Here is a 21,462-nt window from a genome sequence, read left to right as displayed (position 1 = left end):
CGGAAAACCCCCTTCTTTAGCCAGAGCTGCATTTCTTATTGACAGTGATAAATTGCTGCGGTTACTTTAACCCTCTGACAATCGTGGATACTCCGATGAAAAAACAGCTGTTCTTCTTCGCCTTCTTTTTTACCTTCCCCTGAACGGGAGGCGATTCGTCGTGTAAGAAAGAATGCGAAGACGAACAACAAGGCCTCCCAAGCGGGAGGCTTTTTTTTTGACCATCTGACAGGTAGCCTTATGAACAACGAAAATCCCCTGCTTAACCTGCGCGAGAAGATCAGCGCCCTGGATGAAGAATTACTGAGCCTGCTTGCCAAACGCCGGGCGCTGGCGGTTGAGGTTGCTACGGCAAAAATGGCCACCCATCGGCCTGTCCGCGACATCGACCGCGAGCGCGATTTACTGGAACACCTGGTTACGCTTGGCAAAGCGCACAAGCTGGATGCGCATTACATTACCCGCCTGTTTCAACTGATTATTGAAGATTCTGTCCTGACGCAGCAGGCGCTACTGCAAAAGCATCTGAACCAGACCAATGCGCAGTCGGCACGCATCGCCTTCCTGGGTCCAAAAGGCTCCTATTCTCATCTTGCTTCCCGTAACTATGCCGCTCGCCACTTTGATAACGTGATTGAATGCGGCTGTCTGAGCTTTCGGGAAATTTTTAATCAGGTGGAAACAGGTCAGGCAGACTACGCCGTGTTGCCGATTGAGAACACCAGCTCCGGTTCAATCAATGAGGTTTACGATCTGCTACAGCAGACCAGTCTTTCACTGGTTGGCGAAATGACGATCCCTATTGACCACTGCGTACTGGTTACCGGCAGTACCGATCTCCAGCAAATCGAGACGGTTTACAGTCATCCGCAGCCTTTCCAGCAGTGCAGTGAGTTTATTCACCGTTATCCGCACTGGAAAATTGAGTATACCGAAAGCACGGCCGCCGCAATGGAACAGGTTGCCGCAATGAAATCGCCGAAAGTGGCAGCGCTGGGCAGTCAGGCCGGTGGAGAGCTGTATGGCTTGCAGGTGCTGGAGCGCAATCTGGCTAATCAACAGCAAAATATCACTCGTTTCGTGATCCTGGCGCGCAAGCCGGTTGACGTCACGCTTCAGGTTCCAGCCAAAACTACGCTGGTGATGGCAACGGGCCAGCAGGCGGGCGCGCTGGTCGAAGCGCTGCTGGTGCTGCGCCGCCATAATCTGGTAATGAGCAAGCTGGAATCTCGTCCGATTAACGGCAATCCATGGGAAGAGATGTTTTATATCGATTTTCAGGGCAATTTGCGTTCGGAAGAAGTTCAGCAGGCGCTGCGAGAGCTGGCTCCGATCACCCGCTCGTTAAAAGTGCTGGGCTGCTATCCTGGCGAAAACGTTCTGCCGGTAGAGCCAAAGTAACGATTAAACCCGCCGCTCCCTGGAGCGGCAAATACCTCGACAGACTTATTTACCTGATACACCCACCGCTATATCATCAAATACATAACGGAATTCAGGTAACTATGATGCGTAAAATTTTTTGCTCCCTCTTGCTGGCAGCGGCAGCTTTGTCGCCCTTCTCTTCTTATGCCGATCGTCAGGTTGTCGATCAGCTGGGCCGCCAGGTCACTATTCCCGATCGGGTCGATCGCGTGGTCGTGCTTCAGCATCAAACGCTGAATCTTCTGGTACAGCTGGATGCCACCGGCACGATGGTAGGTATTCTCAGCAGCTGGAAGCAGCAGCTGGGCGACAGCTACCAGCGTCTGGTGCCTGAGCTAACCCGGATACCAACACTGGGCGATTTGACGCACGTTGATATAGAAAAACTGGTTGCGCTACATCCGCAGGTCGTATTTGTTACTAACTACGCACCGCAGGAAATGATCGAGCGGATACAAAAGCTGGGGATAGCCGTTATCGCTATTTCATTACGTCGCGATGATAAGCAACAGAACCGCCTTAATCCCGAGCTTACTGATGAGGAGCAGGCCTACAATCAGGGCTTAAAAGAAGGCATTCGTCTAATCGGTGAGGTCGTCAACCATCAGCAGCAGGCAGAAGAACTGGTCAAGGCAACCTTTAGCCAGCGTCAGCAAACTGCCGACCGGTTAAAAACAGTCTCCGCTTCACAGCGTATTCGCGTTTATATGGCTAATCCCGATCTCACCACGTACGGTTCGGGTAAATACACCGGACTGATGATGGCTCACGCTGGCGCGCTGAACGTGGCTGCCGCTACGGTAAAAGGCTATAAACAAGTTTCGATGGAGCAGATCATCGCCTGGGATCCGCAGGTGATCTTTGTGCAGGATCGTTATCCGCAGGTGATCGACGAGATCAACCAGCAGCCAGCGTGGCAGGCTATTGATGCGGTTAAACATCATCGCGTTTATCTGATGCCGGAGTATGCCAAAGCCTGGGGCTATCCGATGCCGGAAGCGCTGGCGCTGGGCGAGCTATGGATGGCGAAAAAGCTTTATCCGCAGAAATTCCGCGATATAGATATGCAGCAAAAAGCGGATGCCTGGTATCAACGCTTTTATCGTACCCACTATGTGGGCAGTCATTGATGACTCTGCGGGTTCTGGCTGCCGGGAGCCTGCGAGCGGTCTGGCCTGATTTAGCCGCAGCTTATCGCGCATCGACGGGAAACACGGTTACCAGCACCTTTGGTCCGGCAGGGCTTTTGCGACAGCGAATTATGCATGGCGAGCACTGCGATCTTTTTCTGTCGGCAAATATAATGCACCCACAGGCTTTGCTGGCGTCAGGCAGGGCAATGGATATCAGCGTCTTTTGCCACAATCAGCTTTGCCTTAGCGTCAGGGAAGAGCTGGCGGCTGCAGACCGCAACTGGTTCGAGCTGCTTTGCGATCCGGCTTTGCGCATAGCGACTTCCACGCCGATAAGCGATCCGTCCGGCGATTATACCTGGCAGCTGTTTGACCTTATTGAGCAATATCGGCCGACTATGGGCGCGGCGCTGAAGCAACGAGCGCTTCAGCTGGTTGGCGGCCCGCAAAGTCTGCCTGTTCCCGCTGGCGAAGTTGCGGCAGGCTGGCTGTTGAACAATAACCGGGCCGATATTTTTATCGGTTATCAGAGCTATGCAGCGCGCATTAATCAGCTGCCAGGCATCACCGTTATGGCTATTCCCGCCCCTTTTAAAATTCGCGCCAGCTACGGCCTGGCAATTTGTCAGCCCGCAGCCAGACCGCTTGCGGAATTTTTATTAAGCGCTCAGGCGCAGGAGATTTTGCAAAAGAAAGGATTTTTACCGCTGGCCGGGAAAGAGGATTGCAGCCCGTAAGGCTGACATGAAGGATGGGTACGAATTTAGCAGATACTGTTTTTCATGGTTCGGGTTACGCCATCCATGGCGTAGGTTGCTTTACCGTAACCGGCTTTCGCTTACTGCCAGCTATGCCTGGCGAAGCATCCCGCTTACTGACGGTCGTTGGCCTGACGAAGCAGCGAGCGGCTCTCCAGCATAAAGCGCTGGGCGTAATCACCAAACCAGTGTTCCACGCGACGGAAGCTGTTAATGAACTCCTGCTTGTCGCCCTTTTCCAGCAGCTGGATAGCCTCACCAAAACGCTGGTAATAACGTTTGATCAGCGCCAGGTTGTTTTCTGACGACATAATAATATCCGCATACAGCTGCGGATCCTGCGCAAACAGTCGTCCCACCATTGCCAGTTCCAGCCGGTAAATAGGCGAAGAGAGCGCCAGCAGCTGTTCCAGATCGACGTTTTCTTCTGCCAGATGCAGACCATAGGCAAAAGTGGCAAAGTGACGCAGCGCCTGAATAAAGGTCATATTCTGATCGTGTTCTACCGCGCTAATGCGGTGCAGCCGTGCGCCCCACACCTGAATCTGTTCCAGCAGCCACTGATAGGCTTCCGGTTGGCGACCGTCGCACCAGACCACAACCTGTTTTGCCAGGCTACCGCTGTCCGGGCCAAACATCGGATGCAGCCCTAAAACCGGGCCGCTATGCGCGGCCAGCATCGCCTGTAGCGGGCCATTTTTTATGGAGGCCAAATCCACCAGGATGCAGTCTTCCGGCAACGGCGGCAGTTCCGCGATGACCTTTTCGGTCAAATGGATTGGCACGCTGATAATCACCATGCCCGCATCCGCCAGCATGTCAGGCGCCTGCGCCCAGTCATCTTTATCCAGCGTTTTGACCTGATAGCCGGAAAGCGTCAGCATTTTTTCAAACAGACGCCCCATTTTACCTTTGCCGCCAACGATAACCACCGGGCGCAGTTCAGGGTTAAGCGTTTTAAAGCCTTTATCATTTTCACTGGCATAAGATTCGCGCATTACGCGACGCAGTACGTCTTCGATTAAATCCGGCGGCACGCCCAGCAGCTCGGCCTCTTTACGGCGTGAGGCCAGCATTGTTGCCTCACGTTCCGGCACGTAAATCGGTAATCCGTAGCGGCTTTTTACCTCACCAACTTCTGCCACCAGGCTAAGCCTTTTAGCCAGTAAATCGAGCAGTGCTTTATCAACTTCATCAATTTGATCGCGTAACGCGGTCAGTTCAGCCACCATAATTAATCCTTTTGCGACAGTCGCGCCGCCAGCACTCCGTCCAGTTCCTGGTGAATCGTTCGCAGCAGGGTTTCCGTTGTTTCCCAGTTAATGCAGGCATCGGTAACGGAAACGCCGTAGCGCATATCGCTTTTAGGCTGCTCGGAAGACTGGTTACCCTCATGCAGATGACTTTCCAGCATCAGGCCAATAACGGAGCGGTTGCCGTCTCTGATCTGCGCTATGGCAGATTCAGCCACGCCGGTCTGGCGACGGAAATCTTTGTTAGAGTTGCCATGGCTGCAATCTATCATCAGTGACGGACGGAGTCCCGCCTGCAGCATCTCTTTTTCACACTGCGCTACATCTTCCGGGCCGTAATTTGGCTTCTTACCGCCGCGCAAAATGACATGACCGTCCGGATTTCCCTGGGTTTGCAGCAGGCAGACCTGACCGCTTTGGTTGATGCCGACAAAACGATGCGGCATGGCGGCAGCGCGCATAGCGTTAATAGCGGTGCCCAGACTGCCATCCGTGCCGTTTTTAAAACCAACCGGCATGGAAAGACCGGAGGCCATTTCGCGGTGGGTCTGGGATTCGGTAGTGCGTGCGCCGATTGCCGACCAGCTAAACAGATCGCCCAGGTATTGCGGACTGTTCGGATCTAACGCTTCCGTTGCCAGCGGTAATCCCATATCGACCAGTTCCACCAGCAGACGACGGGCAATATGCAGTCCGGCTTCCATATCGAAAGAGTTATCCATGTAAGGGTCGTTGATCAACCCTTTCCAGCCCACGGTGGTACGAGGCTTTTCAAAATAGACGCGCATGACGATATAAAGCCGATCTTGTAAATCTGAAGAGAGCGTTTTCAGAAGATGGGCATACTCCAGCGCGGCTTTTGTGTCGTGAATGGAACACGGCCCACAAACTACCAGCAGACGATGATCTTTCCCGCTGATAATGTCAGAAATCGTCTGTCGGGAAGCGGCAATCTGCGCCTCCTGAGCGGCGGTCAACGGGAATTTGTTTTTCAGCTCCTGCGGCGTAATCAGGATCTGTTCGTCAGCGATATGAACGTTGTTCAGCGCGTCTTTTTGCATGGTCTTCAGCTCTCTTGTAAGTTTTTTCAGCCTGTCGTCGAGGTGCTGATTACTGTATCAGAATCCGTACAAACATCAATCTCACCTTGTACATATTTATTACCATCATTGTAAAAACACGACGCCATTATGGATTAATTTATTTAAAATCATATAATTAAAGTAATTAAAAAATGCGCCCACATTAATTCAAATGTAATTATATCTTTACACAAAAGATTACTCTGGCGACGCTGGTGAAAAGCTTTTATAAACAATTTCCTCGGGCAAACGATAGCAGGCCGATTACCTGCTCTTCTTTTCGAGCTGGCGTTTTATCAGCCAGTAGCTGAAGTAGCTGATAAGTACGGAAAGCCCCAGCTTTATCTCTTTGTCCCGTGGGCAAGGCTCAAAGAGATTCAGGAACAGCAGGCAAAAAAAGATCAGTACGCTGCTAAGAATAACGGTGAAGATAAATCGTCTGAACACAGATCTGCCCCCCTGCTATCAGGTAAACAGCGCGAGGGTTCGTTTAAGGGTAATGCTAATTCCCCACAGCAGTGGGATCAGCACCACTACCCAGCTAACGACCGTTAGCGGCCAGCTTGAACGGGCCGGATGCCAGCTTAGACAGCTTCCATGAGACGTTTGATAGAGCGAGCCGGCACTTTGCTCTTCTTGTTCACTCATGGCATATTTTTTATCGGCGGGACAAAGTAGCAAGTTGCAAAGCAGTCCCAGCAGCAGTAGCCCTGCAAGGATATTGAGCGTTAACTGGTAAAGCTCTGCGCCGTGCAGGCCGGAAGCAAGCTGATGTTCGCGTAAATAGTTAATCAGCACCGGCCCTACAATACCTGCCGCAGACCAGGCGGTCAGCAGCCTGCCGTGGATAGCACCGACCATCCGCGCACCAAAAATATCGGCCAGATAAGCTGGAATGGTGGCAAAGCCTCCGCCATACATGGAAATTACAATGCAAAAGCACATCAGAAAAAGCGGGATGCTGCCGGTACGGGTAATAAAAGGGATCAGCAGATAGAAAATCGCTCCCAGCACGAAAAACAGCGAAAAGGTTAACTTCCTGCCCAGCCGATCGGAAAGCGACGCCCAAAAAAAACGGCCAAGAATATTAAACAGGCTCAGTAAACCGGTAAACCCGGCGGCGAGCATAGCAATATCGACTGCTTTATCTCCGCTAGTCGTGCTTAAGCGTCCGGCCATCACTTCCTGAAAAAGCGGTGATGCCATGCCCAACACGCCGATTCCGGCGGAAACGTTCAGGCAAAGCACCAGCCACAGCAGCCAGAACTGCGGGGTTCTTATCGCCATGTTAACGTGTACCTGCACCCTGTTCTGTTGCTCTGTCGAAGCAGGCTGCCAGTTTTCGGGTTGCCAGCCAATGGGGGGAATACGATAACTAAGCGTGCCAGCGAGCATAAACACAAAATAGATACCCGCCAGCGCCAGCAGGCTTTGCCAGATACCTGCCTCGCCGTCCGTGCTAAAAAAATGCATCAGCGTGGTAGCAAGTGGCGCACCAATCATCGCTCCGCCGCCGAATCCCATAATCGCCAGGCCAGCGGCCATGCCTTTGCGGTCGGGAAACCAGCGTAGCAATGTGGAAACGGGTGAAATATAGCCCAGCCCCAGACCAATGCCGCCAATGGCACCTGCGCCCAGCCATAATAGCCAGAGCTGATGAGACCATACGCCGAAGCTGGCAATGGTGAGTCCGCCACACCAGCACAGCGTGGCAATAAAGCCGACCTTGCGCGGCCCGGCTTTCTCCAGCCAGGTTCCCCAGATGGCCGCCGAACAGCCAAGAAAAACGAAAAATAACGTATAAATCCAGCCCAGCGAGGAGATCCGCCAGCGACAGCCGCTGGTAAACAGCTGTTGCCACAGGCTACTTTCAGCGCTGCATGATAAAGAAGCAGAGGCGGCTGAAAGCTGCGACATTGGCAACCAGTACACGGAAAAACCGTATGCCATGCCAATGCAAAGATGGATGGCCAGCGCGGCTGGTGGAACGAGCCAGCGGTTAAATCCCGGCGCGGCAACAATGCGGCGCTTTGCAAAAAAATCCATTTTGTCCATTTAATCACTCCTTGTTTTGGTTAAAGCCTTACTCCGTAATAGTGATGAATATGATTTAGTTTCGGATTTTATTGAGCAAATTTCATTCCATCGCCGGTACAGGGTAATGATATTGTGAGTTAACTCGCGAGATTTTTGCGTTTTTCCCGCTCCTGTACGGATAACCGAGCGGCTAAAAAAAGTAGCATCTCATTTTGAAAGTGGGTTTATCAAAGTGAGGGATCTTGCGGACCCTGAGCCTTATGGCGCGCTAATTACCTGACAGGAAGAACGGCATGAAAGTCCTTTTACGCCCTTACCATAACGACGATGCGCCAGCCTTTGCCGAAGCCGTCAACGCGTCTCTGGATACTCTGCACCCCTGGCTGCTCTGGCCGCATAAAGGTTTTACGGTGGAGGAGGCTTGCCGCTGGTTCGCGGCTACCTGTACGCTGCGTGAAACCGGCGAAGCGAACGAGCTGGGTCTTTTTGCCGGGGATGACGGGCGATTATTGGGGGGCGCAGGTCTGCGCTACTCTGACCAGCAGAAAAACCTTTGCTCAATCGGCTACTGGGTTCGCAGCAGCGAACAGCGCAAGGGCGTCGCCAGCCAGGCCGTGCACCATCTGCTTGAGCTGGCCTGGCAAAGTCAGGAAAGAGAGACGGTAGAGATTCTGGCCGTCGCAGAAAATATTGCCAGCCGTCGGGTGGCGGAAAAATGTGGCGGCGAGTTTGTGGGTATCAGGCATGGTCTGATTGTGCTGGCAAGCGGGCCGGTTGATACGGCTATTTATCATTTTCATCGTACAGGAAATATTTAATGACTCGTTCTGTTCGTCTGGCCCTTGTTGGCGACTATCGTCCGCAGGCCGTTGCGCATCAGGCTATTCCCGGTGCCGTTCGGCTGGCTGCCGACTCCCTTGCCCTTGCCGTTACGGCTGAATGGGTGCCAACTGAATCGATAACCACGCCGGAAATATTTCAGAATTTTGATGCTGTTTGGGTAGTGCCCGGCAGCCCTTATAAAAATGATGCCGGCGCTTTTATGGCTATCACTTACGCACGCGAAAACAACGTGCCTTTCCTGGGTTCCTGTGGTGGTTTTCAGTATGCGGTGATTGAGTATGCCCGTAACGTAATGGGCTGGCATGATGCTGCGCATGCGGAGACAGATAGCGAAGGCCGTGCGGTAATTACGCCATTAAGCTGTTCGTTAGTGGAACAAACGGGCGATATCGTGATTGCAGCAGATTCTGTTATTGCTACCGCTTATGGAAAGCTTACGACCCATGAAGGCTATCACTGTAATTTTGGCGTTAATGGTGACTTTGCAAAAGAGCTACGGGACTATCCATTACGCATCAGCGCCCGCGATAGTGAAGGCGACGTGCGCGGCGTGGAGCTTTCGGGGCACAGGTTTTTTGTTGCCACGCTGTTTCAGTCAGAGCGGGCTTCACTACGTAATGAGCTTTCGCCACTGGTAGTGGCTTTACTTACTGCGGCATCCGGCCAGTGAAAGTTTATACTTTTCCCAAAAGCCGCTCTTTAAGAGTGCTCTGGACGCTGGAAGAACTGCGGCTTGATTACACCACTTGTCCTGTCGATCTGCTTTCCTCCCGGCCTGTGGTCTCTTCTCCACATCCGTTACGCAAAGTACCGGTACTGGAAGACGAAGGAAGTCTGATTTTTGAAACAGCAGCTATCTGTCAGTACCTTGCCGAGAAAAAGGGTAATGACGAGCTTTATCCGCATAACCCTTTACGGAAAGCCAAAGTAAATGAATGGCTCAGCTTTGCTCTGACCGACCTTGAGTCTCCCGTCTGGACTTTGCTTAAGCATAAATATCTGCTGCCTGAAAACTTGCGTTCACCAGCCGTGACAGATACAGCTTTCCACGATGCCTGTAAGGCGCTTACCGCCATTATAGCGCCGGATGGCGACTGGATTACCGGTGAACATTTTACGCTGGCGGATATTTTTCTGGCCCATACGCTGTTGTGGGCGCAGCTGTGCGGCTTGCCTTTGAATGATGCATTAAATGCTTACGTTAAGAAGTGTCAGCAGCGGGAAAGTTACAGCAAAGCGTTAGAATGCAATAACAGAACAGTTTGAGAATTTATTGCCTGAGTGACGAAAGGTAATATAACAATGCGACCTGAACAGGGTCGCATTCCCAATCCTCAAGCAGGTACCGTACAGCAAAACGGATCGCCGCGCGGCTACTCTTTTAGCGCGGCGTTAACATGGTCAATAGCTTCAACAACCTGAGCGGCGTTGTGCTGAATATCCGTAATTACCTGCCCCGCCTGCTGGATCAGGGTGACGCCCTCTTCCGCCTTCCGCCTGCTGTCGCCAATGTTTTTTAGCGCCTGGTTTGCCAGAGTATGGTTATGCCGTACCACGGTTTCAATTTTCTGCGTCGCATTATTGATATTGGTAGCCAGCATGCGTACTTCATTGGCGACAACGGCAAAGCTACGTCCGTGAGAGCCCGCCCGCGCCGCCTCAATGGCCGCATTCAGCGCTAACAGGTTAGTCTGGTTAGCGATATTGCGGATGGTTTCGACCATTTCGCTAATGTGGTGAGACTGTTTGTTCAGGTCGGTAATACCGCCGGTAACCAGCTCCAGCTCGGTAGCAATGGCGTTCATGACGTCAACGCTGCCTTCAATCACCGTAGCCCCGGTACGCGTATTTTCCTGAGTACCGGTAGCAGCATGCCAGGCGTGCTGGGCGGCCTCACGCTCCTGCTGATTTTTGTTGACCTGCGCCGTTACGTCGCTGGCAAACTTAACAACCTTATAAGGCCGATTATTTTCATCAAAAACCGGGTTGTAGGTTGCCCGCAGCCAGACCGTTTCGCCACGCTTGTTGACACGTTCAAACTGGCCGGAGATAAAGTTCCCCTGCTTAAGGCTGCTCCAGAAAGCGTTGTATTCAGCGCTGTTACGAATTTCAGCAGTACAGAACATGCTGTGATGACGACCAACAATTTCAGCAGGGGTATAACCCATAACGCTAAAAAAGTTATCGTTAGCTTTAATTATTTTCCCTTCCGGCGTAAAGGTAATGACCGCCATGGATCTTCCTATGGCCGTCGTTATCGCCCGCTGTTCCAGCGCGTCTTCGACCCGTTCAGTGATATCGGAAGCCAGCTTAACAATTTTCATTACGCGCCCGCGCCGATCCGTTACCGGTATATAGTGCGACTCCAGCCAGACAGGCGTGCCGTCTTTGGTGATGCGCATAAATTTGTCACTAAAGCTTTCACCTCCGCGTAAACGCTGCCAGAAATGAGCATAGGCCGGGGAAGCGAGTAGCTCCGGCGCGCAAAAGATACGGTGATGCTGCCCGACGATCTCGTCCAGACCATATCCCATCACGCTCAGAAAAAGGGGATTGGCGGTCAGGATGGTGCCATCAGGCCTGAATTCGATACAGGCAACGGTCTTTTTTAGCGAACGCAGCGTGTCAGCAGCATGGTCGCCAAACGAGAAAAAATTAAAGCGCGTTTGCATAGCGTAATATCCGATTTTTATTAGAGTTATCTGTTGTATCGGCGCTATTTGTTCAGGCTTTAATCAATTGGTTTTATTAATTCAATCGGTAATAACTTTGTTGCAGGCATAAAAAAAGGGCCGGCCTTGCGGCCAGCCCCTTATCAGGTATTAACTTAGGATGCTGCTTTAGCGCCCAGACGTTCTTTGATACGTGCAGACTTACCGGTACGCTCACGCAGGTAGTACAGTTTGGCCTTACGTACGGCACCACGGCGTTTAACAGCAATGCTGTCAATGACAGGTGAGTGAGTCTGGAATACACGCTCAACACCTTCGCCGTTAGAAATTTTACGAACGGTGAATGCAGAATGCAGACCGCGGTTACGAATAGCGATAACCACGCCCTCGAATGCCTGCAGACGCTTCTTGGAGCCTTCAACAACCCATACTTTCACTTCCACGGAATCACCCGGACGGAATGAAGGTACGTCCTGTTTCATCTGCTCTTGTTCGATTTGCTTGATAATGTTGCTCATAATTAAATCTCTTATCCTGGGTAAACTGATATTCAGGCACCGCGGCTACTGCCCGGACTGCCCATCATCGTTATGCTGCTGTCTGAATTCCTTTTGGAACTCCTTCAGCAACTTTGCTTGCTCTTCAGTCAGAGCCAGGTTTTCCAGAAGTTCAGGTCTTCTTAGCCAGGTACGGCCCAGCGACTGTTTCAGACGCCAGCGGCGAATTTCAGCATGGTTGCCCGACAGCAGAACTGGCGGAACCTCCATCCCTTCTAACACTTCAGGTCGGGTATAGTGCGGACAGTCCAGCAAACCATCGGAAAACGAATCTTCCTCGGCCGACGCCTGCTTGCCCAGTACGCCAGGAATAAACCGGGCGACCGAATCAATCAGCGTCATTGCCGGCAGTTCCCCACCGCTGAGAACGTAATCTCCAATCGACCATTCTTCGTCGATCTCGGTTTTGATTACGCGCTCATCAATCCCTTCATAGCGACCACACACGAGAATTAACTTCTCGCTGGTCGCCAGCTCGCAAACCCCATCCTGATCGAGTTTGCGACCCTGAGGTGAAAGATAAATCACCTTAGCGCCTTCTCCTGCCGCCGCTTTTGCTGCATGGATGGCATCCCGTAAGGGTTGTACCATCATTAGCATTCCCGGTCCGCCGCCGTAAGGACGATCGTCCACGGTACGGTGCCGGTCATGAGTGAAGTCACGAGGACTCCAGCTCTGAATGCTGAGCAGGCCATTTTTTACTGCCCGGCCAGTTACTCCGTATTCGGTAATTGCGCTGAACATCTCAGGGAACAGGCTGATTATGCCAATCCACATCGACCGCGCCGGAGTGTTACCGTTTTGTCCGGAGCTCAAAAACCAGGATCCCAATCTACTTCGATGGTGCCGGTAGTGAGATCGACATTCTTGATAACCTGTCCATCAAGGAACGGAATCAGCCGCTCCTTCGCACCAAATGCATCCTTCAGGTTTGCCTTAACGACGAGTACGTCGTTCGAACCGGTTTCCATCATATCGATGACTTTTCCCAGTTCGTATCCTTCAGTGGTGACCACCTGGCAACCCATAAGGTCTTTCCAGTAATAGTCGCCGCTTTCCAGAGCCGGCAGCTGCTCCGCGTCTACCACAATTTCGCAATTGGTAAGTAGCGTGGCCGCATCACGATCTTCAATGCCTTTGACCTTGATGATCATGTCCTGATTGTGGCGCTTCCAGCCTTCCAGCTCGATAAGCCGCCATTGACCTGCCTGTTTAATAAACCAGGGCTGATAGTCAAAAATGCTTTCAGCATCTTCGGTGGAGGAAAACACTTTGAGCCAACCACGAATACCATAGGCCGATCCCATTTTCCCTAAGACTAACGGGTTAGCGGGGGGCTGGGCGGTGAGTTGCTTGCTCATGTTGACCACCGTGACAGATTAAGCTGCTTTCTTAGCTTCTTTGACCAGCGCACCAACGCGATCAGAGAGAGTAGCGCCCTGGCCAACCCAGTGCTCAATGCGGTCCAGATCCAGACGCAGTGCTTCAGCCTGACCAGAAGCGATCGGGTTGAAGAAACCAACGCGCTCGATGAAGCGACCGTTGCGAGCATTACGGCTGTCGGTGACGACTACCTGATAGAACGGACGCTTTTTAGCGCCGTGACGTGCCAAACGAATTGTTACCATAACATCCTCTTTAGTTAATAAAACAACCGGGCCCCATTGAGGGAACGGGGCCCGGGTGCAATATAAAAAGCCCGAAAATTTTACTCATTTTGGCGCAAAAAGCAATCTAATTCGCCTGAGCGTTTTTCCGGCTGGCTTAACGGCCCGGGAAGCCCGGCGGCATCATACCTTTCATGCCGCGCATCATCTTCGCCATACCGCCCTTCTTCATCTTTTTCATCATACGCTGCATATCGTCAAACTGCTTTAACAAACGGTTGACGTCCTGCACCTGCATGCCGGAACCCTGCGCAATACGGCGCTTGCGGGAACCTTTAATAATCTCTGGCTTTTCGCGCTCTTTGCGCGTCATGGAGTTGATCATCGCCTCCATGCGCACCAGCACTTTATCGTCCATCTGCGACTTAACGTTATCCGGCAGCTGGCCCATGCCCGGCAGCTTGCCCATCAGGCTGGCCATGCCGCCCATGTTGCGCATCTGCTTGAGCTGTTCCAGGAAGTCGTTGAGATCGAAACCGTCGCCTTTTTTCAGCTTGCTGGCGAGTTTTTCCGCCTGCGCGCGATCGACTTTGCTTTCGATATCTTCGATCAGCGACAGCACGTCGCCCATGCCCAGAATACGGGAAGCGATACGGTCCGGATAGAAGGGTTCCAGCGCCTCGGTTTTTTCGCCGACGCCCATAAACTTGATAGGTTTGCCGGTAATATGGCGGATGGAAAGTGCAGCACCGCCGCGAGCATCACCGTCCACTTTAGTCAGGATCACACCGGTCAGCGGCAGCGCTTCGTTGAAAGCTTTTGCCGTGTTCGCCGCATCCTGGCCGGTCATGGCATCAACCACAAACAGCGTTTCTACCGGGTTGATGGCGGCATGGACAAGTTTGATTTCGTCCATCATCGCTTCGTCAACGTGCAGACGGCCTGCGGTATCCACCAGCAGCACGTCATAGAACTTCAGCTTTGCCTGCTGCAGCGCGTTTTTAACGATATCGACCGGCTTCTGGCTGAGGTCGGACGGGCAGAAATCAACGCCAACCTGTTCCGCCAGCGTTTCCAGCTGTTTGATTGCCGCAGGACGATAGACGTCGGCAGAGACGACCAGCACTTTCTTTTTGTGCTTTTCGCGCAGGAATTTACCCAACTTGCCCACGCTGGTAGTTTTACCCGCACCCTGCAGGCCCGCCATCAGCACGACGGCCGGTGGCTGAGCAGCCAGATTGAGCGTGTTGTTTTCGGCGCCCATGGCGGCGACCAGCTCATTCTGAACAATTTTCACAAACTCCTGACCAGGCGTCAGGCTTTTGTTAACGTCGTGCCCTACGGCGCGCTCTTTTACGCGGCTAATGAAGTCGCGCACTACCGGCAGCGCAACGTCCGCCTCAAGCAGCGCCATGCGCACTTCGCGCAGAGTGTCCTTAATGTTGTCTTCTGTCAGCCGTCCACGGCCGCTGATATTGCGCAGGGTCTGCGACAATCTGTCGGTTAAATTATCAAACATCGTCTCTCGCTCAACGTAATGAGAGGTCGCCAGGCGACACAATGGCGCGGATTATAACATGAAGCCGCTGCGATCTCAGCCATCTGAGTTGAGATCGTTTGGAGCCAGCGCCCGCTAACGCTATACTGCTTTTTTTCATAGCCTTGCCGGTACCATCTATGTCCGTTTTTGCGATTCTGGCGCTGCTCGCCTACTCTTTCAGCCTTGCACTGATTATTCCCAGCCTGCTGCGTAAACAGAGCGCCTGGCGACGCATGGCCGTTATCTCAGCCACTGGCGCCCTGATCTGTCACGGCGTGGCGCTGGAGCAGCGCATTTTTGCGGCAGGCAGCGGTCAGAATCTTAGCCTGCTGAACGTCGGCTCGCTGGTCAGCCTGCTGATTTGCGCCATTATGACCATCGTGGCTTCGCGCAATCGCGGCTGGATACTGCTGCCCATCGTTTACAGTTTTGCGCTGATTAACCTGGCTTTTGCTACCTTTGTACCAAACGCCTTTATTACGCATCTGGAAACAACGCCCGGCATGATGGTGCATATTGGCCTGGCGCTTTTTGCCTATGCAACCTTGATGATTGCAGCGCTCTACGCCTTGCAGCTGGCGTGGATTGACTGGCTGTTGAAAAACAAAAAGCTGGCTTTCAGCAATGATATTCCGCCGCTGATGACCATTGAGCGCAAAATGTTTCACATCACCCAGGTTGGCGTGGTGCTGCTCACGCTGGTGCTCTGCACCGGACTATTTTATATGCACGATCTGTTTAGTCGCGAAAATGTGGACAAAGCCGTATTGTCGATTCTCGCCTGGTTTGTTTATATCGTTTTGCTCTGGGGTCACTACCATGAAGGCTGGCGCGGACGTCGCGTTGCCTGGTTCAACTTTGGCGGCGCGTTTCTGCTGACGATGGCCTATTTCGGCAGCCGTATGCTGCAACATTTTTTGACCTCCTGATCGTCCACTACAAGGAACTCCCTCGTTGGAACAAGTTTCAACCACCACGCTGATTATTATTCTGTTTGTCATGGTGCTGGTGTCGGCATGGTTTGCCGGCTCCGAAACCGGCATGATGACGCTCAACCGCTACAAGCTTCGCCACCAGGCTAAAAACGGCAATCGCGCCGCTCGCCGCGTGGAGAAGCTGCTGCGCCGCCCGGACCGCCTGCTGAGCCTGGTTCTGATTGGCAATAACCTGGTTAATATCCTGGCTTCCGCGCTGGCAACCATTGTCGGCATGCGTTTACATGGTGATGAAGGCGTCGCTATCGCCACCGGTATCCTGACCTTCGTCGTGCTGGTATTTGCAGAAGTCCTGCCAAAAACCGTGGCGGCGCTCTATCCCGAAAAAGTGGCTTTTCCCAGCAGCCTGCTACTGGGCCCGCTGCAAATTGTGATGTTGCCGCTGGTATGGTTGCTGAATACCATTACCCGCATTTTAATGCGTATGTTTGGGATGAAAACCGATAGCTCCATCAATTCCGCGCTGAGCAAGGAAGAGCTGCGAACTATCGTTTATGAATCCCGTACGCTGATGTCGCATCGCAACCAGGATATGCTGCTGTCGGTGCTGGATCTGGAGAAGGTCAACGTTGACGACATCATGGTGCCGCGTAATGAAGTGGTCGGCATCAATATCAATGACGACTGGAAATCTATTGTCCGCCAGCTGACCCACTCACCGCACGGCCGCATTGTGCTTTATCGTGATTCGCTGGATGACACTATCAGCATGCTGCGCGTGCGTGAAGCTTACCGGCTGATGACCGAGAAAAAAGAGTTCACCAAAGAAGTGATGCTGCGCGCGGCTGACGAGATCTATTATGTGCCGCAGGGTACGCCGCTTAACGTCCAGCTGGTCAAATTTCAGCGCAACAAGAAGAAAGTTGGCCTGGTAGTGGATGAGTATGGCGATATCAAAGGGCTGATTACTATCGAAGACATTCTGGAAGAGATTGTGGGCGACTTTACGACCTCAATGTCCCCTACGCTGGCTGAAGAAGTTATGCCGCAGAATGACGGCTCGGTATTGATTGAAGGCAGTGCTAACGTACGTGAGCTAAATAAGGCTTTTAACTGGCATTTGCCAGAAGAAGAAGCGCGCACGGTTAACGGGATGATTCTGGAAGTGCTGGAAGATATACCGCTGCCAAACACGACGGTGCATATCGGCCACTATGCGATAGACATTCTGGACGTGCAGGAAAATATGATTAAGCAGGTTCGCGTTACGCCGCAGAAAACGCTGAAGGAATCGGTAGGATCGTAAAATTTATCCCCTGCCGGGCAGGGGATAATAGCAACTAGATATGCAGTTCTTTTAACTTCTCTTTTGGCAGCGCCAGCTCGTCGTTATGGTTAACGCCGATATCGTGCTCAACGATGTGCCGCGCGATGTCCTGCGCTTCATCTAACGAGTGCATTTCATAGGTGCCGCACTGGTACTCGTTAAGCTCAGGAATGGTGCGTTGATCGCTTACCTTCAACACGTCCTGCATCGCTTCCTTCCAGGCTTTCGCTACGCGTTGCTCATCCGGCGTGCCGATCAGGCTCATATAAAAACCGGTACGGCAGCCCATTGGCGAGATGTCGATAATTTCCACACCTTCACCGTTCAGGTGGTTACGCATAAAGCCAGCAAAGAGATGTTCCAGCGTGTGGATCCCACGTTCAGGCATCACTTCTTTGTTTGGGCGGCAAAAACGCAGATCGAAAACGGTGATGGTATCGCCATGAGGCGTTTTCATGGTTTTTGCAACACGAACCGCAGGAGCCGCCATGATGGTGTGGTCGACGGTAAAGCTATCCAGCAATGGCATATTGTTACCTCTGATAAATTTATTTTTGCAGTGATGAAACTTTCTCTGTCGTCCCGTGGTCTGAATCTATGAAAGACGCGCATTTTGTTATCATCATCCCTGACAACAGAGATGTTAATTTGGCCACATTGATGTGGCCTTTTTCTTTTGCGCTAGCTTCTGCTTTGCAGAAAGTCTTCGAAGCTAAGCGTATCACTTTCTTCAATTTCCTGCTGGCTAACGTTTGAACGGATAGCTTCCTGCTCAAACTGCGTCTCGGTCAGTACCTCCAGCTGTTCGTTCGCCAGCTGTGCGTGATACTGTTCCGCCAGCGCCAGTCCGGTACCGGTCAGGCCGTTTTCTTTTAACGCGGTCAGGAAGCGTGCCGAGAAGGTCAGGTTCGGATCGTCAAACGAAGCGGCCAGCCTGTCGCATACTTCCTGATAATGATGATTGCCCTGCTGGCGATCCAGCGTCTGCGCCACACGCTGCAAATCTTTAAACAGCGTTTTGCCCACTTCCGCCAGCGGATACTCCGCCTCACCGCAGCCCATTCCCAGCATCAGCCCCGGCTTGCGGCCTTCCAGGATCACCCGGTTCCAGTTGCCGCGCGTACACAGCAGTTCGTCGCTGCTCATTTCTGGCGCGTCAGCGAGCGTACACCAGATCAGGAACAAATCGAGGAAACGCACCTGGTTTTCATCTACGCCAACTGGCGAAAACGGATTGATATCCAGCGAGCGAACTTCAATATATTCAATGCCGCCACGCAGCAGCGCATCGGAAGGATTTTCGCCAGAACGCGTTACGCGTTTAGGACGAATCGGCGCGTAGAGCTCATTTTCAATTTGCAGCACGTTGGTATTAAGCTGCAGCCAGTCGCCCTGCTCGTCCTTGATGCCCATACGAGCATACTCTTCCGAAGGCGTTTTAATCGCCGCCTTCAGCGCTTTGACGTAGTCAGGAAGGTTGTTGAAAGTAATGCCCAGACCACTTTGCGACTTATTAGTATAGCCAAGATCGCTCAGACGCAGAGACGTGGCGTAAGGCAGATAAAGCAGGCCGTTCTCCGTCTGTTCAAACGGCAGCTTTGTCTCTTTTCCCTGCAGGAAAGAGCTGCAAACCGCCGGAGAAGCGCCAAACAGGTAGGGAATAACCCAGCCAAAACGGTAATAGTTGCGGATCAGGCGCAGATAACCTTCCGAAATCGCCTCTTTGCCGCTTTTTTCATCTTTAACGTCTGCCCAGGCCTGCCAGAAAGAGAGCGGCAGCGAAAAATTATAGTGGACGCCGGAAATAACCTGCATCAGCGCGCCGTAGCGATTTTTCAGGCCCTGGCGATAAAGCGTTTTCATTTTGCCGATATTTGAGCTGCCGTACTGCGCCAGTTCAATATTATTACTGTCGTCAATCAGACACGGCATGCTCATTGGCCACATCCGCTCTTCGCCGAGATCGCGCGAGGTGTGGCGGTGAATATCGCGTAAAAAAGCCAGCAGATGATCGATATCTTTATCGACTGGCGTAATAAATTCGAGCAGCGTTTCGGCAAAGTCGGTGGTGATCCACTTGTGGGTCAGCGCTGAGCCAAGCGATTTGGGATGCCCGCTGGTCGCCAGATGACCATCAGGTTTTACGCGCAGCGTTTCGCGTTCAATACCGCGACCAATACCTTTCATTGCCTCAGGGTGAGCTTCCAGCCAGGAAAGCGCCTGTGATACGTCCGGGATCAAATTGACCTCCCGCTTGGGGAAAAATTTATTATTGTTCAGCATAATATTAATCATGGCAGCGACCCTTTGCGAATCACTGCCACCATTCCATGCCCTGTAATGTTGCGAAAGCCAGCACGCCATAGCGTAGCGTCTTGCCCACGGCGAGCCAGAGCGCAACCGGGAGCCAGGCGAAGCGCAGCCAACCTGCGAGAACGCAAAGCAGATCGCCGATAACCGGCAACCAGCTAAGAAGTAGCGCAGCTGGACCCCATCGGTGCAGCCACGCCGTTGCTGTGTTATGCCATCGGCCCTGTTTTTTTAGCGGCAGACAACGTCCGATAATAACATTGGTTAATCCGCCCAGCGTGTTACCAAGAGCGGCGATACTCGTTACGCCAGCAGCGGAGACTTTCCCCGATAACAGCAGCGTAACCAGCAGCACTTCTGAATTCCCCGGCAGTAGCGTGGCGCTCAAAAAGCTGCTGGCAAACATTGAACCGTAGAGCCAGTCGCTCACAGCAGCCTGACGTCGACAAAAGCCATACCCGCCGCCGTTGCCGCCTGAATGCCGAAATCGGCATCTTCAAACACCACGCAGCGTTCAGGCGCAACGCCGATCAATTCGGCACAGCGGAGAAAAGTTTCCGGCTCCGGCTTGTGCCGCGTTACGTCATCGGCACCCACCACTGCAGTAAAGTAGTGGCGGATGCCCAGATGCTGTAGCAGCGCTTCGGCCATGTCGTGCTCGCTGCCGGTGCCAACCGCCATAGGGCGGCGACCATGATAAAACTTTACGACATCTATCAGCGGTAGAGGCTGTACGGTATCAAAGAGTATCTCTTTCAGCGCTGCGGTTTTTTCTGCGGCCAGCTTATGGGGATCAAGGCTGCTCTGATGACGATGGATAATCGCCTCCGCTATGCGCCACGTTGGCGATCCGTTCAGACCGACCAGCGCCTGTTCGTCAAAGCTCATGTCATAACGTGACAGCACGTTACGCCAGGCTTGTCGGTGCGTCGGCTCCGTGTCCAGCAGCGTGCCGTCCATATCGAATATCAAGCCGTCATAACTATCGTACACGCGAGCCTCCGTCCCTGAATTAACGAACGTTTACTTTAGCGTAAAGCACCGTACTTGTCGCTGTCGGCATGGATCCGCAAATGCCTTGAAACATATAGGGTTTTTTATTATCAGATTATATCCTTGTCAAAGAATGAGCGGAAATGGGGTAAAAAAGCACAAAAATGCAGCGAAATAACGCGATGACTGTGGAGTGAGTACCGGCATGTTTAACGAGGAATTAAGAAAGCTGGAGTAATAAAGACGGCGGAAAAAACAGGGTTAATTCGATTTTAATGCTTCAGGGGGCGAGAACAGCTGCGGGGATATCTTCAGAAGATGGTGCATCCGGGAGGATTCGAACCTCCGACCGCTCGGTTCGTAGCCGAGTACTCTATCCAGCTGAGCTACGGATGCATTGGGATATGCTTTAAAACTACTTCAAATGCTGCATCCGGAAGGATTATTCGGCTTGCGCCTTACCCTTGCGGGCCGTTGCTAAAGCAACGTTATCATCCCTGGTGCTGGCGGTTACTGCTAACAACATGCCAGTACAGGATTGCTGCAACATCATCTTGAAATGGTGCATCCGGGAGGATTCGAACCTCCGACCGCTCGGTTCGTAGCCGAGTACTCTATCCAGCTGAGCTACGGATGCATCGGAAAAACATTGGGGGAGATAACGCGACAAACCTGAGGAGATACGGAAGAAACTGACAGATGCTTTACGGCTCTTTCATTTCTCAGATAATGGTGCATCCGGGAGGATTCGAACCTCCGACCGCTCGGTTCGTAGCCGAGTACTCTATCCAGCTGAGCTACGGATGCATATCAAAATCTGGTATAACGCAGGGGTGCTAACGACTCACCTTGATACAGGCTGCTAACGCTGTATCGGTACTACCCAAACAAACTGGAAACCAGCCTGTTAAATAATGCTGCATCCGGGACGATTATTCGGCTTGCGCCTTACCCTTGCGGGTCGTTGCTAAAGCAACGTTATCATCCCTT

23 protein-coding genes, 3 tRNA genes and 1 other annotated feature are annotated in these 21,462 nt (G+C 52.4%); of the genes, 9 read left to right on the top strand and 17 right to left on the bottom strand.

Features of this window, described 5'->3' with window-relative positions:
• Positions 1-94 precede the first annotated feature (94 nt).
• Positions 95-219 (top strand) — a sequence feature (Phe leader region).
• The 4 genes from ACMGGR_RS03980 to ACMGGR_RS03965 all read left to right on the top strand — a co-directional run bounded on the left by ACMGGR_RS03980 (position 96) and on the right by ACMGGR_RS03965 (position 3,295).
• Positions 96-143 (top strand): hypothetical protein, encoded by a 48-nt coding sequence (locus tag ACMGGR_RS03980; RefSeq protein ID WP_200871605.1) that lies wholly within the window; start codon positions 96-98, stop codon positions 141-143. It overlaps the preceding feature by 48 nt.
• Positions 220-240: 21 nt before the next feature.
• A complete protein-coding gene (gene pheA, locus ACMGGR_RS03975) occupies positions 241-1,401 on the top strand; it encodes a bifunctional chorismate mutase/prephenate dehydratase (protein ID WP_246761903.1) in 1,161 nt (386 codons plus the stop codon).
• Between the two features lie 104 nt (positions 1,402-1,505).
• A complete protein-coding gene (locus tag ACMGGR_RS03970; RefSeq protein WP_414148218.1) occupies positions 1,506-2,555 on the top strand; it encodes an ABC transporter substrate-binding protein in 1,050 nt (349 codons plus the stop codon).
• Positions 2,444-3,295 (top strand): substrate-binding domain-containing protein, encoded by an 852-nt coding sequence (locus ACMGGR_RS03965; protein ID WP_414148217.1) that lies wholly within the window; start codon positions 2,444-2,446, stop codon positions 3,293-3,295. Before ACMGGR_RS03970 ends, ACMGGR_RS03965 begins: the two co-directional genes overlap by 112 nt.
• Before the next feature lie 134 nt (positions 3,296-3,429).
• Here the strand turns inward: ACMGGR_RS03965 and tyrA are convergent, their stop codons facing one another.
• The 4 genes from tyrA to ACMGGR_RS03945 form a co-directional block, all read right to left on the bottom strand.
• Positions 3,430-4,548 (bottom strand): bifunctional chorismate mutase/prephenate dehydrogenase, encoded by a 1,119-nt coding sequence (tyrA, locus tag ACMGGR_RS03960; RefSeq protein WP_246761897.1) that lies wholly within the window; start codon positions 4,546-4,548, stop codon positions 3,430-3,432.
• Between the two features lie 2 nt (positions 4,549-4,550).
• Entirely contained in the window at positions 4,551-5,630 is a 1,080-nt protein-coding gene (locus tag ACMGGR_RS03955; RefSeq protein ID WP_246761895.1) for a 3-deoxy-7-phosphoheptulonate synthase, read from the bottom strand.
• A gap of 285 nt (positions 5,631-5,915) precedes the next feature.
• A complete protein-coding gene (locus ACMGGR_RS03950) occupies positions 5,916-6,098 on the bottom strand; it encodes a hypothetical protein (RefSeq protein WP_414148216.1) in 183 nt (60 codons plus the stop codon).
• A gap of 18 nt (positions 6,099-6,116) precedes the next feature.
• Positions 6,117-7,706, bottom strand: a complete 1,590-nt coding sequence (locus ACMGGR_RS03945; protein WP_414148215.1) for an OFA family MFS transporter — start codon at positions 7,704-7,706, stop codon at positions 6,117-6,119.
• 275 nt (positions 7,707-7,981) lie between these two features.
• Between ACMGGR_RS03945 and ACMGGR_RS03940 the strand changes: the two genes are divergently transcribed.
• From ACMGGR_RS03940 to ACMGGR_RS03930, 3 genes are read left to right on the top strand one after another with little or no spacing between them, the layout of a single operon-like run.
• Positions 7,982-8,506, top strand: coding sequence for a GNAT family N-acetyltransferase (locus ACMGGR_RS03940; RefSeq protein ID WP_246761892.1), 525 nt, complete (start codon positions 7,982-7,984; stop codon positions 8,504-8,506).
• Complete coding sequence (locus ACMGGR_RS03935; protein WP_414148214.1) at positions 8,506-9,201, top strand: CTP synthase; 696 nt, start codon at positions 8,506-8,508, stop codon at positions 9,199-9,201. Before ACMGGR_RS03940 ends, ACMGGR_RS03935 begins: the two co-directional genes overlap by 1 nt.
• The gene (locus ACMGGR_RS03930) at positions 9,198-9,797 is read left to right on the top strand and encodes a glutathione S-transferase family protein (RefSeq protein ID WP_414148213.1); all 600 of its coding nucleotides are present in this window, start codon (positions 9,198-9,200) and stop codon (positions 9,795-9,797) included. Before ACMGGR_RS03935 ends, ACMGGR_RS03930 begins: the two co-directional genes overlap by 4 nt.
• A 107-nt stretch (positions 9,798-9,904) precedes the next feature.
• On the opposite strand, the gene ACMGGR_RS03925 is transcribed toward ACMGGR_RS03930, so the two are convergent.
• The 6 genes from ACMGGR_RS03925 to ffh form a co-directional block, all read right to left on the bottom strand.
• Entirely contained in the window at positions 9,905-11,203 is a 1,299-nt protein-coding gene (locus ACMGGR_RS03925; RefSeq protein WP_246761888.1) for a methyl-accepting chemotaxis protein, read from the bottom strand.
• A gap of 155 nt (positions 11,204-11,358) precedes the next feature.
• On the bottom strand, positions 11,359-11,721 hold the full coding sequence (rplS, locus tag ACMGGR_RS03920; protein ID WP_024965502.1) for a 50S ribosomal protein L19: 363 nt from the start codon (positions 11,719-11,721) through the stop codon (positions 11,359-11,361).
• Positions 11,722-11,766: 45 nt separating this feature from the next.
• Positions 11,767-12,537, bottom strand: a complete 771-nt coding sequence (trmD, locus tag ACMGGR_RS03915; protein ID WP_246761870.1) for a tRNA (guanosine(37)-N1)-methyltransferase TrmD — start codon at positions 12,535-12,537, stop codon at positions 11,767-11,769.
• 35 nt (positions 12,538-12,572) lie between these two features.
• On the bottom strand, positions 12,573-13,121 hold the full coding sequence (gene rimM, locus ACMGGR_RS03910) for a ribosome maturation factor RimM (RefSeq protein WP_246761868.1): 549 nt from the start codon (positions 13,119-13,121) through the stop codon (positions 12,573-12,575).
• A gap of 18 nt (positions 13,122-13,139) precedes the next feature.
• Complete coding sequence (gene rpsP, locus ACMGGR_RS03905; RefSeq protein ID WP_105593983.1) at positions 13,140-13,388, bottom strand: 30S ribosomal protein S16; 249 nt, start codon at positions 13,386-13,388, stop codon at positions 13,140-13,142.
• Positions 13,389-13,524: 136 nt separating this feature from the next.
• On the bottom strand, positions 13,525-14,886 hold the full coding sequence (ffh, locus tag ACMGGR_RS03900) for a signal recognition particle protein (protein WP_246761867.1): 1,362 nt from the start codon (positions 14,884-14,886) through the stop codon (positions 13,525-13,527).
• A gap of 158 nt (positions 14,887-15,044) precedes the next feature.
• Between ffh and ACMGGR_RS03895 the strand changes: the two genes are divergently transcribed.
• Both ACMGGR_RS03895 and ACMGGR_RS03890 read left to right on the top strand, forming a co-directional pair.
• Complete coding sequence (locus ACMGGR_RS03895; protein ID WP_246761865.1) at positions 15,045-15,836, top strand: inner membrane protein YpjD; 792 nt, start codon at positions 15,045-15,047, stop codon at positions 15,834-15,836.
• A 25-nt stretch (positions 15,837-15,861) separates the two neighbouring features.
• The gene (locus tag ACMGGR_RS03890) at positions 15,862-17,148 is read left to right on the top strand and encodes an HlyC/CorC family transporter (RefSeq protein WP_246761864.1); all 1,287 of its coding nucleotides are present in this window, start codon (positions 15,862-15,864) and stop codon (positions 17,146-17,148) included.
• Between the two features lie 34 nt (positions 17,149-17,182).
• On the opposite strand, the gene luxS is transcribed toward ACMGGR_RS03890, so the two are convergent.
• The 7 genes from luxS to ACMGGR_RS03855 all read right to left on the bottom strand — a co-directional run bounded on the left by luxS (position 17,183) and on the right by ACMGGR_RS03855 (position 21,279).
• The gene (gene luxS / locus ACMGGR_RS03885) at positions 17,183-17,698 is read right to left on the bottom strand and encodes an S-ribosylhomocysteine lyase (RefSeq protein ID WP_246761862.1); all 516 of its coding nucleotides are present in this window, start codon (positions 17,696-17,698) and stop codon (positions 17,183-17,185) included.
• A 152-nt stretch (positions 17,699-17,850) separates the two neighbouring features.
• Positions 17,851-19,452, bottom strand: a complete 1,602-nt coding sequence (gene gshA, locus ACMGGR_RS03880; RefSeq protein WP_414148905.1) for a glutamate--cysteine ligase — start codon at positions 19,450-19,452, stop codon at positions 17,851-17,853.
• Positions 19,453-19,483: 31 nt separating this feature from the next.
• The gene (locus tag ACMGGR_RS03875; protein WP_246761861.1) at positions 19,484-19,909 is read right to left on the bottom strand and encodes a YqaA family protein; all 426 of its coding nucleotides are present in this window, start codon (positions 19,907-19,909) and stop codon (positions 19,484-19,486) included.
• Positions 19,906-20,472: a fructose-1-phosphate/6-phosphogluconate phosphatase gene (gene yqaB, locus ACMGGR_RS03870; protein ID WP_246761859.1), complete on the bottom strand. Its 567-nt coding sequence runs from the start codon at positions 20,470-20,472 to the stop codon at positions 19,906-19,908. The genes ACMGGR_RS03875 and yqaB overlap by 4 nt, the downstream gene beginning before the upstream one ends.
• A gap of 319 nt (positions 20,473-20,791) precedes the next feature.
• Positions 20,792-20,868, bottom strand: a tRNA-Arg gene (locus ACMGGR_RS03865).
• A 164-nt stretch (positions 20,869-21,032) separates the two neighbouring features.
• Positions 21,033-21,109 (bottom strand) — tRNA-Arg (locus ACMGGR_RS03860).
• 93 nt (positions 21,110-21,202) lie between these two features.
• Positions 21,203-21,279: transfer RNA gene (locus ACMGGR_RS03855), tRNA-Arg, on the bottom strand.
• Positions 21,280-21,462: the final 183 nt, after the last annotated feature.

It is taken from the genome of Erwinia sp. BNK-24-b, from assembly GCF_047456155.1.
Lineage (GTDB): Bacteria > Pseudomonadota > Gammaproteobacteria > Enterobacterales > Enterobacteriaceae > Erwinia > Erwinia phyllosphaerae.
The sequence above is the reverse complement of the archived record's forward strand: the minus strand, read 5'-3'. Positions and strand labels throughout refer to the sequence as shown.